Origin of the sequence: Limosilactobacillus mucosae, assembly GCF_013423865.1 — a bacterium.
In the GTDB taxonomy this organism is placed as follows: domain Bacteria; phylum Bacillota; class Bacilli; order Lactobacillales; family Lactobacillaceae; genus Limosilactobacillus; species Limosilactobacillus mucosae.
This window is the reverse complement of the sequence record NZ_CP058954.1, coordinates 378,491-394,430: the sequence shown is the minus strand read 5'-3', so window position 1 is coordinate 394,430 and position 15,940 is coordinate 378,491. Positions and strand designations below refer to the sequence as shown.

General features: G+C 47.1%; 13 protein-coding genes. 3 read left to right on the top strand and 10 right to left on the bottom strand.

Translation table 11 applies throughout. The annotated features are described in order from the left end of the window. Nucleotides 1–128 precede the first annotated feature (128 nt). The 7 genes from H0G69_RS01780 to cdaA all read right to left on the bottom strand — a co-directional run bounded on the left by H0G69_RS01780 (nucleotide 129) and on the right by cdaA (nucleotide 8,658). A complete protein-coding gene (locus H0G69_RS01780; RefSeq protein WP_033934354.1) occupies nucleotides 129–944 on the bottom strand; it encodes a Cof-type HAD-IIB family hydrolase in 816 nt (271 codons plus the stop codon). A 15-nt stretch (nucleotides 945–959) separates the two neighbouring features. Then, a complete protein-coding gene (locus tag H0G69_RS01775) occupies nucleotides 960–2,792 on the bottom strand; it encodes an acyltransferase family protein (protein ID WP_180305041.1) in 1,833 nt (610 codons plus the stop codon). A gap of 146 nt (nucleotides 2,793–2,938) precedes the next feature. Beyond that, entirely contained in the window at nucleotides 2,939–3,250 is a 312-nt protein-coding gene (locus H0G69_RS01770; protein ID WP_006500368.1) for a hypothetical protein, read from the bottom strand. A 228-nt stretch (nucleotides 3,251–3,478) separates the two neighbouring features. Beyond that, nucleotides 3,479–5,299, bottom strand: coding sequence for a glutamine--fructose-6-phosphate transaminase (isomerizing) (glmS, locus tag H0G69_RS01765; protein ID WP_048345442.1), 1,821 nt, complete (start codon nucleotides 5,297–5,299; stop codon nucleotides 3,479–3,481). A 205-nt stretch (nucleotides 5,300–5,504) separates the two neighbouring features. Further along, complete coding sequence (gene glmM / locus H0G69_RS01760) at nucleotides 5,505–6,860, bottom strand: phosphoglucosamine mutase (RefSeq protein WP_180305040.1); 1,356 nt, start codon at nucleotides 6,858–6,860, stop codon at nucleotides 5,505–5,507. Between the two features lie 57 nt (nucleotides 6,861–6,917). Next, nucleotides 6,918–7,814 (bottom strand): CdaR family protein, encoded by an 897-nt coding sequence (locus tag H0G69_RS01755; protein WP_180305039.1) that lies wholly within the window; start codon nucleotides 7,812–7,814, stop codon nucleotides 6,918–6,920. Continuing rightward, nucleotides 7,804–8,658 carry a diadenylate cyclase CdaA gene (gene cdaA, locus H0G69_RS01750; RefSeq protein WP_033934349.1) on the bottom strand — a complete coding sequence of 285 codons (855 nt, stop codon included), beginning with the start codon at nucleotides 8,656–8,658 and terminating at the stop codon, nucleotides 7,804–7,806. The genes H0G69_RS01755 and cdaA overlap by 11 nt, the downstream gene beginning before the upstream one ends. 130 nt (nucleotides 8,659–8,788) lie before the next feature. Here cdaA and H0G69_RS01745 point away from each other — a divergent pair, with 130 nt between their 5' ends. Further along, nucleotides 8,789–9,445 (top strand): DUF1361 domain-containing protein, encoded by a 657-nt coding sequence (locus tag H0G69_RS01745; protein WP_240164360.1) that lies wholly within the window; start codon nucleotides 8,789–8,791, stop codon nucleotides 9,443–9,445. A gap of 95 nt (nucleotides 9,446–9,540) precedes the next feature. On the opposite strand, the gene murB is transcribed toward H0G69_RS01745, so the two are convergent. Next, nucleotides 9,541–10,443: a UDP-N-acetylmuramate dehydrogenase gene (gene murB / locus H0G69_RS01740; protein WP_006500376.1), complete on the bottom strand. Its 903-nt coding sequence runs from the start codon at nucleotides 10,441–10,443 to the stop codon at nucleotides 9,541–9,543. A gap of 125 nt (nucleotides 10,444–10,568) precedes the next feature. Between murB and H0G69_RS01735 the strand changes: the two genes are divergently transcribed. After that, nucleotides 10,569–11,327, top strand: coding sequence for an exodeoxyribonuclease III (locus H0G69_RS01735; protein WP_180305038.1), 759 nt, complete (start codon nucleotides 10,569–10,571; stop codon nucleotides 11,325–11,327). A gap of 12 nt (nucleotides 11,328–11,339) precedes the next feature. Next, complete coding sequence (locus tag H0G69_RS01730) at nucleotides 11,340–11,873, top strand: 3'-5' exonuclease (RefSeq protein ID WP_006500378.1); 534 nt, start codon at nucleotides 11,340–11,342, stop codon at nucleotides 11,871–11,873. Nucleotides 11,874–11,967: 94 nt separating this feature from the next. On the opposite strand, the gene H0G69_RS01725 is transcribed toward H0G69_RS01730, so the two are convergent. Together H0G69_RS01725 and H0G69_RS01720 are read right to left on the bottom strand one after the other, a co-directional pair. Continuing rightward, nucleotides 11,968–14,001: a beta-galactosidase gene (locus H0G69_RS01725; RefSeq protein ID WP_180305037.1), complete on the bottom strand. Its 2,034-nt coding sequence runs from the start codon at nucleotides 13,999–14,001 to the stop codon at nucleotides 11,968–11,970. Between the two features lie 18 nt (nucleotides 14,002–14,019). Then, nucleotides 14,020–15,909, bottom strand: a complete 1,890-nt coding sequence (locus H0G69_RS01720) for a sugar MFS transporter (protein WP_416338238.1) — start codon at nucleotides 15,907–15,909, stop codon at nucleotides 14,020–14,022. Nucleotides 15,910–15,940 lie beyond the last annotated feature (31 nt).

Below are 15,940 nucleotides of genomic sequence, written 5' to 3'. Positions count from 1 at the left end.
TTTGGCTAACTTTTTTATATTGACGTTTGAAATGTTGCAAAAAAAATCGTAAAAAGTCACACAAAAACCATTTTTATGATTTCAGCGGCTTTTTACGACCAGATTTTAAGACTGAATTACGCCTTATATTACATTAATGTTGCAAAAAAATTCTCCAGGTAAACGGCAACGCCATCCTCATTATTAGATTTGGTCAGATGATCGGCAGCTTTTTTGACGCTATCCAAACCATTTGCCATTACTACGCCATCGCCAGCATCGCGAATCATCTCATAATCATTATCGGCATCGCCAAACGTCATCAGGTTGGCAAAATCCCAGCCATAGTGCTCCAACAGTGCCTGCAGACCCACGCTCTTGTTGACCCCGTTTGGTAAAAATTCCAATACCATTGGCTGCGATTGGACAACATTGACCCGCTGCCGTAATTCATCAGGAACGGCTGGCAGAACCTCTTGACTCATCTTTGCAGCCGGAATCGCCATAATCGCCTTGGCATAGACATGGTCGCCACCCGGTAAGTCATTGAAGTGTGCGTCTTTAAATTCAATGTTTTTTAAAATCGTTTTATAGATGGAACGCGGCATGTCCATGATTTCATAGACGCGATCGAAGTCTAAGACATCTAGCGAAAAATCGTGCTGCTTGGCAAAATCAAAGACTGCCTGCAGCTTGTCTTTTGAGATCCCATGTTCTGACAAAGCAGCCCGCGTTTGATTATTGACGACCAGCCCGCCATTAAAAGTAATCGTGTAGTCGTCAGCCGTAGTCAGACCTAATTGTTCAATATAAGGCCAGATTGCGTTGATTGGCCGACCCGTACAGAGCACGATTTTGATGCCTTGTTCATGCAGCCGTTTCAAGACCGCCTCGTTTCGGGGACTGATCTCTTTTTGGCTGTTGAGCAGCGTGTTATCCATATCTAATGCAATCATTTTAATCATAAGCGTTTCTCTTTTCTATTTGTTTTTCAAGATCGTTTTAACAATCAGCCGCGTAAAGTACGCATTCCCCTGCTCATTCATATGAACCTTGTCCTGCGCAAACCACTCGGCATGACCATTGGCAGCCTGATTCCAGTCAATCACGTGTACATTGGCATTTTGCTTGGCGGCCTGCTTGATCTGATCGCAAACCGTCTGTTCCCAGTCACGCGTTGGCACGTGCGGCGTGATCCAATAAACCTGATGATCCTTGCCGATTGCCGTTAAGATATCATTAATCGTCTGCGAATCCATCGCGCCGTTGGTTCCAAGATTTAAAATCACGTTTTTTTGCAGCTGCCCCTTGGCTTTAAGATCTTTAATAACGGCTGGCGTAGCGCTCCCCTGACGCCCGACTTCAGCATCAACATAAGCATGCGGCATGATTTCTTGAATATCCTGAGATGCATCGGCCATTACCGAATCACCGATTGCCGTGACTTTTAGCTCTGAGGCTGCCTTAAGCTGGTTCGAGGTCAGACCATATTTTTTCTGCAGCGACTTGCTGTTGACGTTAACTTTAGCCGTCTTTCCCTTTGCAATCTGCTTGTTTTTAGCAGCCGTGGCCTGGCGACTCTTTTCAATGCGGGTCTGAACCGCACTTTTTTTAGCCGGCTTGCTTGGCAGCATCAGACCGCACAGCGCGATAAAGCAGATGATGACGACTGGGCCAACTTTCAGCCATTGGTGCCAATCATGCATTTTAAAGTCGATCCAATGACGAATGCTGGCCGGCAGATACCGCCACTGATAATGAGCAAGCGGCTGTTCAACCAATCGATAGGAGAACTCGCTGATCGCTAAAATCAACAGACATTCAACCAAAGCATTGATTACTGGGTGCCGGCCAATCTCAACGACTCGTTCATAAAAGACCATAACCGGCAGCTGGTAGACGTAAATGCCGTATGAGCGCTGACCGATCCAGGTAAAGAAAGGGTTGGTCAGCCAGCGATTCATATGACTGCCTGGATGAACTACCGTCGCAATCAAAATCATTCCGATCAGGCTGTAAAAAAACATGCCGCCGCGATAGGTCCAGCTGCTTTGGCCTGGCAGCGTAAAAAAGCCCAGCAGCGTGATCAGCAGTGCCCCAATCCCGACTCCATCCAAGATTCTGGCAGCATGTGCCGTCAAGCTGGCGTTAAGGCGATCAATCGGCCAGCATAAGGCCAGCCAGGAACCCAAAAGCAGCGAAAAGGCTCGGGTATCGGTTCCATAGTAGACTCGGTTGATATTTTGCGGATCAAACAGCAGCGCCATTTCAACTGCTGAAGCAACCGCCAGGATAAAGACGGTCCACTTGATTTTGGAACGTTTGCGCAAAATCAAAAACAGCATGAACAAAATCAGTGGCCACAAGAAGTAAAACTGGGCTTCAACGCCTAACGTCCACAAATGCGTAAACGGCGACTCGCCATTGAAACGATCAAAATAAGACTGGCCATGGCCGATTTCCCACCAGTTGTAGACCCATAGCAGATTAGTAGCGATGGTACTTTTGATATTATGCAGCAGATCGCGAGCAAACAATGTAATATAGGCCGTCGTGATCGTCAGCATAACGATCAGCACCGGATACAGCCGCCGCAGACGCTTAAGGTAAAACTTCGTCAGCTGAATACCGCCCGTCTGATCCATTTGCCGCACCAGCTGTAAGGTAACGAAATACCCAGAGATCAATAAGAACAGCGGCACGCCCAAATAACCGCCTGGCAACGTTGTCGGCAACAGGTGATAGATGATCACGCCAAGCACGGCCAACGTTCGGACGCCATCAATTCCTGTCACGTATTGCTTGGACCGCATAGATTTCCCCCCAAATAAAAAAATAACAACTTTTATTATAATCACAGTTGACCAACAAGTCCCATTAAAATGATTTTTTTATAAAACAACGGTCGTGACAGCCTTTTTCTGCCCCGACCGTTATTAGAAATATCAGAATTACTTAATCAGCCGACTCGGTTTTCACGCAGAATCGCCTTGACCAGCTGATCGGCTTCTGGGGTTCGTTTCCATTCCTCCCAGTGATCCATCGACTCATCTTGCATCTGATAGTGCGTGTTGATGAAATGCTCATAATTGATCACGTTTTGTGAATGTGGGATATTCAGCTTTAAAATACGAACTTCCTTAATATAGCCACGCTCAGCAGCCAGCTCGGCACGGCCGTTATGCACCATATTGCCGATTTCATAATATTTGGTGCCATCATTACGCGTAATTTCTTCTATTAGGGTAAAGACTTCATGCTGTTCTTCCATTAAATAAATCCCCTTTCGCATCTATTGTATCAGAAAACAAAAATCATCGCCGTGGACCGACGATGATTGGCATAAGAGAGAAAGAGAATTGATTAGAAGGTAAATACTTAATACCTTGTGACTATATATTACAAAACTTTGTAAGCGCTGTCAATAGTTATTCAGATTTTTTCAGCTGTTAACATAAAATAAAAAGAAGAAACGGCCAACCGCTTCTTCTTTTTATAATTACTGTACCGTAACCGACTTAGCCAGGTTACGCGGCTTGTCAACGTCCAAGCCCTTGCCCAGACTCGTGTAGTAGGCAAGCAGCTGTGCAGGAACGACACTCAAAAGCGGCGTCAGCAGTTCGTCAACGTCTGGAATGATGATATTGTCGTCTTCATGTGCCAGATGACGTGAAACAATCGTTAAGACAGCAGCACCCCGTGACTGCGTTTCTTCCAGATTGCTGCGCGTAAGGCCCGCTGTCCGATCCTGAGTAATAATAGCAATTACCGGCGTTTGGTTTTCAATCAGCGCGATCGTACCATGCTTAAGCTCACCGGATGCAAAACCTTCCGCTTGAACATAGGAGATTTCCTTAAGCTTCAAGGCTGCCTCCAAAGAAACCGACCAGTCAATGCCCCGGCCAATGTAAAAGGCGTTGCGTGGCTTAGAGAGGTAGCGAGAGGCCAGTGCTTCAATGTCTTCTTTTGAGTCGGTAATTGACTGCATCCCGTTGGCAATCGTTCCCAGCTGGTGCTTTAAGTCGAAGTTTTGAGCAGCATCGCGACTCAGGTATTCACCCAATGCCTTGGCTAAAATAGCTTCAACCGCGATCTGAGCCGTGTAGGCCTTAGTGGAGGCAACGGCAATCTCTGGGCCAGCGTACAGCAGCAGGGTAAAGGTAGCCTCACGAGAAAGCGTTGACTTATCAACATTAGTAATCGTCAGGCTTGGCCAGTTGTGCTCATTGACGTGTACCAGTACTTCGCGACTGTCTGCCGTTTCACCACTCTGCGACAGGAACAGGAAGAACGGCTTTTGACTAAGCAGCGGCTGCTCATAGGCAAATTCTGATGAGATATGAACCGTAGTTGGCACGCCACAAAGCTTCTCAAACATCCGGGCCCCAATCAGACCGGCATGATAGCTGGTCCCGGCACCAATGATGTAGATGTGATCGGATTCAGCCATTGCCTGCAAAAGCTTTTCGCTGATCTGCGGCTGATCGTCACTGTCAAAGTATTCCTGAACGAGCTTGCGCATTACGGCAGGCTGCTCATCAATTTCCTTTAGCATATAGAATGGGTAGGTACCCTTGTCGGCAGCGCTTGGATCCATGTCAACCTTAAAGGAATCGCGCTTCTTTTCCGTGCCATCGAATTCTTCAATCGTTACATTGTCTGGCTTGACGATTACCAACTCATGGTCGTTGATTTCCATAAATTCGTTGGTTTCATCAATCATCGACATGGCATCAGAACCTACCATGTTATAGCCTTGGCACAAACCAACCAGCAATGGGCTCTTATTCTTAGCCACAAACAGCGTATCTGGCTGCTCGCGATCCATCAAGGCAAAGGCATATGAAGAATCAGGACTGATCAAGCGCAGAACCTTAAGCAGCGCGTCCTTGGTATCCATCTTGTAGTCAACTACGAACTTGTCAACCAACTGAACGATAACTTCCGTGTCGGTTTGACTCTTGAATTCAACACCCTTAAGATATTCTTCTTTCAGCTGCTGATAGTTTTCAATGACCCCGTTGTGAACCAGGTAGAATCGTTCATCATTGGAGTAGTGCGGGTGCGCGTTGGTTTCATTTGGAACACCGTGCGTCGCCCAGCGCGTGTGGCCAATCCCAGCCAACCCTTTAACTTCTGGCGTTAAGGCAGCTTCCAGGTTGCTGATGCGGCCGGAACGCTTAACCAGGTAGTCATGTCCTTTTTCGTCGTTGACGTAGATGCCGGCGGAGTCGTAACCGCGGTATTCCAGACGCTTCAACCCGTCGATCAAAATGGAAACGCTGCGATCGTTTCCTGTAACACCAACAATTCCACACATAATATTTCCCATCCTTCAATAAAATTGGTATAGATAACTTTAAAATCAAGCTATTATTTAATAACACTATTGTATATTAATAATTGCCGGCCCCAATGTCAATCGATTAACCTCGATTGGTATAGAGTCGGCAATTTTTTAATAGTTTTAAAGGCGTCACGGCAACGATTCAGCCACTCGCTGCCAGCCTAAATATTATCTAAGATTATTTAACTTCAAGCTCGCGGCGGGCAACTTCCGCGATTTTTTCAACATAGGCATGGACCAGTTCTTTGGTTGGCGCTTCAGCCATGATTCGCAAAAGCGGTTCAGTACCAGAAGGACGAACCAAGACGCGCCCATCACCGTTCATTTCTTTTTCAACATCGGCAATGACGGCCTTCAAAGCTGGATTGTCCATTGCAGCTTGCTTGTCAGCCACGGTGATATTGACCAGCTCTTGTGGATAGGTCTTGACATCAGATGCCAGTTCCTTAAGGCTCTTGCCACTGGATTTAACGACCTGCAGCAGCTGCAGTGCCGTCAGCATCCCATCACCAGTCGTATTGTGGTCAAGGAAGATAATGTGGCCTGACTGCTCGCCGCCCAGATTGTAGCCTGACTTCAGCATTTCTTCAACGACATAACGATCGCCAACCTTGGTCTGCACGCTCTTCATGCCATGAGTCTCCATTGCCTTGTACATTCCCAGGTTGCTCATCACCGTGGTAACGATCGTATCTTTTTTCAAGCGGCCGTTTTCATTCAGGTACTTGCCGCAGATGTACATGATCTTGTCGCCGTCAACCAGATTACCCTCGTTGTCAACGGCAATGCAGCGATCGCCATCACCATCAAATGCCAGACCTAGATCGGCATGGTTGGCAACTACGGCTTCCTGCAGACTTTCCGGATGCGTTGACCCACAGTCAAGGTTGGTGTTGAGACCATTAGGATTGGCATGAATTGGCGTAAAATCAACATTTAAGTCTGCCAACAGATTGGAGACAAAGCCGCTGGTAGCACCATTGGCAGCATCAACAACTACCTTTAGGCCAGACAGATCCGTTGAAATCGTCTGTTCCAAAAATGACGTGTATTTGAGCGCGCCTTCGTGGTAGTCCTCAACCGTTCCCAAACCAGCATCAGATGGCCGTGGCAAAGTATCCGTTTCGGCATCCAACAGCTGTTCGATCTCATATTCCAGCTCATCGGAAAGCTTGAAGCCATCGCTGCCAAAATACTTGATTCCATTATATTGGATTGGATTATGACTGGCCGTGATCATTACACCAGCATCGGCTCCCTGCGCCCTAACCAGGTAGGCAACGCCAGGCGTAGTGACGACGCCTAAGCGCAGTACCTCGATGCCGACCGAAAGCAGACCAGCAACTAAGGCATTTTCCAGCATTTGACCGGAAATTCGCGTATCACGGGAAACCAAGACTTGGGGCTGCTTGCGTTCTGAGTGCCGAGTCAAGACATAGCCCCCGGCACGGCCAACCTTAAAAGCCAGTTCTGGACTCAGGTCGCGATTGGCCACGCCACGAACGCCATCAGTTCCAAAATATTTTAACTTCATGTTTCTCCTCGTTTCTGGGCTAAAAAGCTCCGTTAAAATTCACTATGTTTGATTATACTACTTTGTATCATTTTCGCTTGCCGAAACCGACGAATTATTTGACTGACCGCCAGATGCCGAGCTGGCTGAACTGTGCTTGGCTGAAGAAGCGCTCGCAGACTCCGCTGAACTGTCAGAATTGGACTGCGTTATCGCCGAGCTGGTCGTCGAAGATGAACTGGAATTCTTGTCGCCGCTGTCAGTCTGACTGATTGGTACGGTTACGGAGACCGTATTTGGCATGATCACCACGTTCATTGTCTGACCGCTTTCATTGATTGCCTGCAGCGTTACCGTCCGATGCAGCGTACTTTGCGCGTTTTTAGGCACGTTGACATAAGCAATTACTTTGGCAACCTGTTGAACCTCACTTTTGGCCCCGGTAATCTGGACCTTTTCCAATGCGGCTTTGGGTGTTCCAATCTGATAGCTGCCATTTAAGGTTTTAGAGCTTAAGCGCACTTCTACCGGCACCGTCGCGGTATTGCGCGATTGAATGTTGACCTTGATCTTGGCCGGCGTGATCGTATAACTCAATTCCTTATTCAATCCCGATGCCTTCAGACGCACCTCATGCTTGCCGGTTCCCAGCTTGGTCAGATCCGCATAGACCTTAAAATTTTGCGTATTAGCCGTGGTCGTTACCAAGGCAGAGGGTCCGGTAATCTTAATTTTGACGTATTGCGGAAAGCCGGTGACAACGTATTTTTCCGAATTCGACTCAACCTCTAGCGGTATTTTGAGCGTCTGTGTCTTATTGGCCATCAGCGCAGTATTTTGACCGTTTTGTGATGACTGACGCGTATCGCTGCTTTTGCTGCCAGTAACGTATATAAACAATAGGATTGCCAATACCAAGGAAACGATTCGCAACACCCAGACATGGTCGAACAGGCCCATCTTGTCATTTTTCATGCTGATCGCCTCCCTGCTTACGAAAACGCCGCATTAAATTGGTAAGAAAATTCTCGGGACTTGGATGCTGAGGAGTTTCAGTATAAAGCTGCGCTCGCAAAAACTTCAGATAGTCTTTGCGTGACATGCCACGCATTAGCTCGTTGTTTTTGGTGATCGAGACTTCACCCGTTTCTTCTGAGACTACAATCGTCAGCGCATCGGTAACCTCGCTGATCCCGACTGCCGCGCGGTGCCGCGTGCCAAGATCTTTAGGAATCAGCTTCGAGTCAGAAAGCGGCAGATAAGCAGCAGCGACAGCGATGCGATTATTTTTGATGATCACGGCTCCATCATGTAGCGGCGTATTTGGAATAAACGTATTGATCAAAAGGGCACCAGTAACTTCGGCATCCAATGGTATCCCCGTTTCAATATATTCTTCCAGGCCGGTTTCCATCTCAATACAGATCAAGGCCCCAATCCGTCGTTTAGAAAGATATTGAATCGCCTGGTCCAATTGCCGAATCAAGTCCTCTTCTTCTTCGTTGGCTTTAGGCGTCCGGGCAAACAGCGCGCCACGGCCTAAATGCTCCAGCCCCCGCCGAATCTCTGGCTGAAAAATCACAACAATGGCGATGACCCCCCAGTTGATGACCTGATCCATCACCCAAGAAACCGTGCTGAGTCCGATATACCAACTGATCAGCTTAACCAGGATGATAATCAGAATCCCTTTGAACAGCTGCACGGCCTTAGTCCCGCGAACCAGCATCAACAACTCATAGATCAAAAACCAGATGACTAAAATGTCAATTAGATTGACCAGATTATGCCAGTTGAGGAGTGATGCAAGAAACTGCAATATATATCTCTCCCTTCTGCCTTAAAATAAAATTCTTAAATATGATTATATCATTAAAAATGTTCGTTATTTAACCAGTCAAGCCGATTGTCTGTTATGCTAGGCATAAGTTTTTTAAAGAGGTGGTTTTTTGCCTAAACTGTCTTATCAATGGAAATTAAGACTTTATTTTTTGATTCTGCTGGCGACGCTGCAGCTGCTGTTAAAGTCGCCGTTTAATTTTATGGTTCTGAATGTTTTTCTAGCCTATCTGCCAATCGAGTTTAGTTTTTGGGTCCAGCATTTTGCCGATCGACGCTCATTGGCTTTTTGGTCGCTGCTGTTTTTATGGCTGATTTTTTATCCCAATGCTCCCTACGTCATGACTGATCTCTTCCATCTTTCATGGCTGCATCCCCATACCAGTACTACTGGCATCCTGCGTACTGATCCTAAGATGTGGCTGATTTTTGCGCTGATGGTTCTGTCGGCATTCAGCTGTGCAATTTTTGGCACGATTGAGATGGCCCGCCTCAGTCGACTGTTAGAAAAGATGCTGACGCCTAAATTTTCCCATAGTCATTTAATCTGGGTTGGCTGCTTCTCTTTTCTAGCCGGTATTGGCATCTATATTGGCCGTTTTTTGCGTCTGCATTCAATCTATCTTTTTATAACGCCATCATGGTTTTTTAATCAGCTTTTAAGCATCTGGAGCTGGCCAATGCTTGAATTCATCTTGATCATGACCATATTGCAGCTGCTGCTTTACTGGTGTTTACGCTTGATCAAACAGGCCGATTTGATGTAATTGAGGATTCTCGTCGCTAACTGAGACGAGGATTTTTTATACCAAAATAAAAACCAGGATCGTCAGTGACAATCCCAGTTAAATTCATGAAACTTTTATTCAGTTTCCCGGCCGATAATACGGACCTCAGTTTCCAAGCTGACGCCGAATTTTTCTTTAACGGTTGCTTGAACATGATGAATTACGTTTAGATAATCCGTTGCCGTACCATGGTCAACATTAACGATAAAACCGGCATGCTTGGTTGAAACCTGCGCGCCGCCTGAGGTATATCCCTGCAGACCGGCATCATGGATCAGCTTGCCGGCAAAGTAGCCTTCTGGACGCTTAAAGACTGAACCGCAAGATGGCAGTTCCAACGGCTGCTTAGCGGCTCGCCGGGCGTTAAGATCATCCATCAATGCGGTAATCTCAGCTTGATCACCTGGCTTCAGATCAAACACGGCTTCCAGAACGATGCCGTGATTATCCTGAACCGCGCTGTGCCGATAGCCAAAATCAAGCTCTTCATTGTCATAATGCTTGATCGTTCCATCTGGCAGCATTGCAGTGACTTCACTGGCAACGTTTTTAGTTTCACCGCCATAGGCACCGGCATTCATAAAAATTGCGCCGCCAACGCTGCCGGGAATGCCAGCAGCAAACTCAAGGCCAGTAAGCGAATGATCGCGAGCTGCCTTGGTTGTTTCAATGTATGAGGCCCCAGCCTGAGCAATGACGCGGTTGCCTTCAACTTGAATCCCATTCATCTGAGTCAGGATCATGGTCAGACCTTCAATACCGCCATCACGCACGATCAGATTGCTGGCGTTGCCGATTACCGTCAGTGGCATGGCATTGGCATCAGCAAACTGAACCAGCTTTTGAACTTCCGCAACGTCTTTAGGGAATGCCAACCAGTCTGCCGGACCGCCAGTTTTAGTATTGGTATACTTTGAAAGTGGCTCGTCCTTTAAGATTTGAATATCAGGAAATTCTTGCATCAGATTATTTGCCATAAATTCGTTCTCTCGCTTTCTCAACAAAAATTCGTCAATCTTTTCTTATTGTAGCATTCTTTTGGAAATTGACGATCCGAACCTCTACAATAGTACCAGATAATTTATTTGCGAGGTTGACTGCAATGACCAAATTTATTTCTTGGAACGTCAATGGATTAAGGGCCGCAATCAAGCATGGCTTTTTACAGATTTTCAATGAAATGGACGCGGATTTTTTCTGCATCCAAGAAACCAAACTAGCGCCCGGCCAATTGGATCTTGATTTGCCCGACTATCATCAATACTGGAACTATGCCGAAAAGAAAGGCTATTCGGGTACGGCCATCTTTGCCAAACAGCCACCGCTTAGCGTTCAATATGGCATCAATGTACCGGAGTTTGATCATGAAGGCCGTGTCATCACTTTAGAGTATCCTGATTTCTATCTGATCAATACCTATGTGCCCAACTCCGGTGCTGAACTGAAGCGCTTGGATTTTCGACATGGCTTTAATGAGGCTTTTTATGAATACGTTAATCAGCTTAGTCAGCAAAAAAGCATCGTTTGGTGTGGCGATCTCAACGTGGCTCACCAAGAAATCGACTTGAAAAATCCGCAGAGCAATCATCATCATCCGGGATTTACCGATGAAGAGCGCTTTGACTTCTCTAAGCTGCTAAAAAGCGGGTTTACTGATACGTTCCGTTATTTTTATCCTGACCAAGAGCACAGCTATTCTTGGTGGAGCTATCGTTTCCACGCTCGGCAGCGCAATGCTGGCTGGCGGATTGATTATTTCGTTGCCTCAGCCGATCTTGACTCACAGCTGGTTGATGCCAAGATTCATGATCAGATTCTTGGCAGTGATCACTGTCCCGTCGAATTAGACATTCAGTTATAGGAGGAAATTAACATGAACTTTGTTGCGATGGACTTTGAAACTGCCAGTGGCAAACGCTGGTCGGCCTGCTCGCTTTCTTTGGTCGTCGTTCGGCAAAATCAAATCGTTGATGAGTTCTACACCTTGATCAATCCACAGACGCCTTTTTTCTGGCGCAACGTTCAGATCCATGGCATTCATGAAAAAGACGTTGCCAATGCCCCAGTCTTTCCTGAAGTCTGGGAGCATATTCAGCCATTTTTTGATGCCAACAAGCTGGTGATTGCCCATAACGCCTCCTTTGACAACAGCGTTCTCAAAAATACGCTGACTCATTATGAATTATCGGTTCCCAATTTCTTATCATTGGACACGTTAAAGACCAGTCGCCAGTTCTGGCCGCAGCTGCCTAATCACAAGCTCAATACGATCTGCGATGCATTGAATATTCAGCTGCATCATCATCATAACGCGCTTGATGATGCTCAAGCCTGCGCCAATATCCTGCTGACGCAAAATCGCCAGTTCGGTCCGGAAATGATCAAGCCGTTTATCGTTAATGTCTAGTTATCGATTCAGCAAAAAAGCACCGTCAAAACTGACGGTGCTTTTTTGGACCGGCTGACTGCCGATCAAGAGAGTTTTAATATTTTGAGAAAGTCTATTGAGTCAGGCCACGTTTTAAAATCTCAACGTCCCATGGCTCCAGTTTGGCTTTCGGAGCGGCTCCGGTCAAGATATCCACGAAGCCGGCCTGCTGTAGATCGGTTGGCAGCAGGCGCGACTCATTGCGCAGATTAAGCACAAAGTAGAGTTCCTGCCCATCCTTAACACGCCGCGTGATTTCCAGATCGGTTGTTTGGCTGGTTAGGCCGGCAAGCCCAGTCTGATCAATGACGCGCTCAATTACTTTGCCAAGTCCCTGATCATCTAAACGCGTGCCAACGTACCACGCCAGCCCCTTGCCAAATATGTTTTCAACTACGGCTGGCGTGCCGGCATAAAATTCACTGGCATAATGAGCCAATGCCCGAGTTTTTGATCCCGTCAGATGAATCTGATCACACAACAGCCGCCCTTCATATTGCTGCGCTGACTGATCAAAAGCTACTTTGACGGTTTGTCCTGGTACCGTCGCATCAGTTTCTTCAACCCAGATGCCCAATACCCTGCTTAAAGGACCTGGATAGCCGCCCAGGTAGACGTTGTCGGATTCATCAACCATCCCCGATGCATAGGTGGTCAGCAGATGCCCGCCATTTTGCACGTAAGCACTGATTTTTTCGCCCAGTCCCTTTTTAACCATGTACAATACTGGCGCGACGATCAGATCATATTGTGAAAAGTCATCGTCAACGCCAATCACGTCAACTGGGATCTGGTGCTGATAAAACTGGCGGTAGTAGTCCAAGATCAGTGGCACATACTGCAGATCCTGCGTAATCCCGGCCACGTACTCAAAGGCCCAGAAGTTGCTCCAGTCAAAAACAATGGCTGCCTTAGCTGGAGTCGCGGCATCTTTAAAATCTGCGCCCGTTTTTTTCAGATCGTGTCCCAGACGTGCTACTTCTTGAAATGCGCGCGTATCAGTCTGCTGCGAATGACTGATTACGGCACCATGAAATTTTTCGGATCCTCCTACGGCCTGCTTCAACTGAAAATACTGAACGGTGTTCGCGCCATGAGCCACCGCCTGCAGTTCCGTGGCCCGCATTTGATTAGGGCGCTTCAACGGACTGTATGGCTGCCAGTTGACCTGCGAAGGCGTTGATTCCATCAGCATGAACGGCTGGTGTTTCAGTCCCCGCATTAAGTCATAGCGAAACGCGGCTACATAGGCTGGATCGTCATAGGCTGGGTAGCTGTCATAGGCAATGATATCTTGATCCTTGGCCCAGGCATGATAGTCAATCCACTTATTAGGCGTGCCATGGAAATTGGTCAGAATCGGTGTCTGCTTGTCATATTTTTCAATCGTCTGTTTTTCAAGATTGTATAACGAAAGCATTGCATCCGACTGAAAACGCAGATAGTCAACCGACAGCCCAGCCACGATCGTATGCGTGCCTTCTGCTCCCCAGGCATCACCCAGCTCGTTGGGAACTTGAATCTCATCCCAGTCATAGATCGTATGACTCCAGACATTGTTGTCCCAAGCCTGATTTAGATTATCCAGCGTTTGATAGCGCTGCTTGAGCCATTCTTGAAAAGCCCGGCGACAGTTTTCACAATAGCAGTTGCCGCCATACTCATTATTAACATGCCAAGCAACGATATGCGAATTGCCAGCATAGCGCCGGGCCAATTGATCAACCAATCGACCTGCTAATCGGCGATAGTTGGGTGAACTCGGGCAGAAATTATGTCGTTGACCAAAGACGTGCCGCCGCCCTTGATAATCAACTCTGGCGACATCCGGATATTTTTTAAACATCCAGGCAGGCATCGCGGCCGTGGAAGTTGCCATAACAATCTTAAAGTCAGCTTGACTCAGCTTTGCAACGATATGATCCAGTTTTTCAAAATCATATTCGCCTTCACGCGGTTCTAAAAGGGCCCATGAAAAGACGTTGATCGTTGCCGAATTGATATCGGCCTGCTTAAAGACCTTGATATCGTCATCCCAATCTGTTTCTGGCCATTGATCTGGATTATAGTCGCCGCCATATAGAACGGTCGGCAGTCCTTGCTTCATATTTCTCCCTCCAAGCCTTTATTTTTTATATTCTGCTTTGGCAATTGGCTGACCATGCTCAACCTTGTCCCCAAGCCGAAGCTCTTGCAACTGAACTTTTTGCGGCTGTGTTAAAAAGTCTACAACGATATCATCATAACCGCTTTGTAAAATCAGATCACGGTTGAATTCCATCAACAGGTCACCGGCATGCACGGTCTGTCCTTCTTGGAAATGAATATTAAAGCCGGCGCCACGCATATTGACCGTACCGATACCAACATGAACTACCAGGCCAATCCCGGCAGCTGATTCAATCTCAAAGGCATGCTGCGTTGAGAAGGCAAATTTGATCGTGCCGTCAAATGGTGCATAGATGCGACCATCAGCTGGCTTAATCGCAAAGCCCTTGCCTGGGAATCCTTTTGTGCCGTCTTCATTGGTTACGGAAGCAAGATCAACGACTTTTCCATCGACTGGAGCCAAAAGCGTTAATGTCGTTTGAGCGGCAGAGACATCCTCAACCGTTTCCGCACCATTGCCGGCAGCCAATTCATTCTTTAATTCTTCAACGACTTGAGCATGCTTCTTTTCGCTCAGCGTAACCTTGCTTAAGAAAATGACGATTGACAGCAGCGCCAAAACCATTGGAATGTAAAAGGCCATGCCATCAAACGTACGAATGCTCTTGGCAGTCATGTCAGTTGCCGTAGCACTGCCGGTCATGCCACAGGCTAAGGCAATCCAGCCAACCAAACCATTTGAGATTGCACCCGTCAGCTTATCGATCATCGGCCGCACTGCTAAAACAACGGCTTCGTTTCTCTGACCAGACTTAAGCTGCCCATATTCAATCGCATCCGTCAGCGTCAAAACCGTTACCAGCTGAGCACAGTTGACGTTGAACAAAACCAACCCCAGATCCATTACATAGATGTTGCTGCGGCCAAAGATAAAAATCAAGTAGGCCGCTACCATACAGCATTGACCAATCGTAAACAGCCATTTCCGTGGTACGTATTTGTTGAAAATCGGGAACAATGGGCTGACAAAGAAACCAACGATCGTCGCAATTACCCCAACGACCCAGAAATGACCGGGATCGCCGATAACAAACTTGTACAGGTAGAACAAAACCCCATTGGTAACAACATAGGCACAAGAATACATCAGGTATGCCAGTGCCGGCCACATGATCTGGTCGTTATGGAAAATTGCTGAAAAGACGTCCTTGATCGATGTCTTTTGCTTGGCTGACTGCCGAATGATGTTGTCGTTTTCCTTAGTTCCCAAACAAACCGCCAAGGCACTCAGCAACGCCAGCAGCGTAACGATTGCCGCAAAAGCAAACCAACCGGCTGGACCCTCAGTACGATGGCCGGTTGCCAGATAGGTAAACGTTGTAACGATTGGAACCACGATAATCGTCAAACCGTTCCAGCCAATCGTACCGGCAAAGGCCCCTAGTGAGGTATAGATGCTGCGTTCATGCGAGTCTTCACTCAACGCTGGTACCATGCCCCAATAGGAAACATCAGAAAAAGAATAGAAAATATCAAACGTAATGAAGATCACGACAAACAAAATCGCAAACAGGACCCAGTTGACCTTTGCCAAGCCAAAAATTCCAGTAAACAGGACTAAAAGCAGGGCACCGCTGACGATATTGCCCCATAAGATCCAAGGCTTAAACTTCCCCCAACGCGTGTGCGTATTGTCGACGATATTGCCCAGCAGCGGATCGATAACCAGCTCAATAATCCGTACCCCAACAATCAAGCCAGTAATCAGTCCGATTAAACGGTTGGCAACTGATTTGCTTAATCCAGCAAACATGCCGCTGGTAACAAAAATAATAAAATAATTGCTCATAACGCCATAAAAAGCGGAGTGGCCAACATTCCCAAAACAGAATGCCGAACGAGAAATCCACTGCTGCTTGCTTAAATGCTGCCGTGGC

Excerpts from the sequence above, each read along its gene's own strand:
- H0G69_RS01735 (WP_180305038.1), top strand. The coding sequence starts at position 10,569 with ATGACCAAATTTATTTCTTGGAACGTCAATGGATTAAGGGCCGCAATC.
- H0G69_RS01775 (WP_180305041.1), bottom strand. The coding sequence starts at position 2,792 with ATGCGGTCCAAGCAATACGTGACAGGAATTGATGGCGTCCGAACGTTG.
- H0G69_RS01780 (WP_033934354.1), bottom strand. The coding sequence starts at position 944 with ATGATTAAAATGATTGCATTAGATATGGATAACACGCTGCTCAACAGC.
- glmM (WP_180305040.1), bottom strand. The coding sequence starts at position 6,860 with ATGAAGTTAAAATATTTTGGAACTGATGGCGTTCGTGGCGTGGCCAAT.
- murB (WP_006500376.1), bottom strand. The coding sequence starts at position 10,443 with ATGGCAAATAATCTGATGCAAGAATTTCCTGATATTCAAATCTTAAAG.
- H0G69_RS01725 (WP_180305037.1), bottom strand. The coding sequence starts at position 14,001 with ATGAAGCAAGGACTGCCGACCGTTCTATATGGCGGCGACTATAATCCA.
- H0G69_RS01730 (WP_006500378.1), top strand. The coding sequence starts at position 11,340 with ATGAACTTTGTTGCGATGGACTTTGAAACTGCCAGTGGCAAACGCTGG.
- glmS (WP_048345442.1), bottom strand. The coding sequence starts at position 5,299 with ATGTGTGGAATTGTTGGTGTTACAGGAAACGATCGCAGCGTTTCCATT.
- H0G69_RS01755 (WP_180305039.1), bottom strand. The coding sequence starts at position 7,814 with ATGAAAAATGACAAGATGGGCCTGTTCGACCATGTCTGGGTGTTGCGA.
- H0G69_RS01770 (WP_006500368.1), bottom strand. The coding sequence starts at position 3,250 with ATGGAAGAACAGCATGAAGTCTTTACCCTAATAGAAGAAATTACGCGT.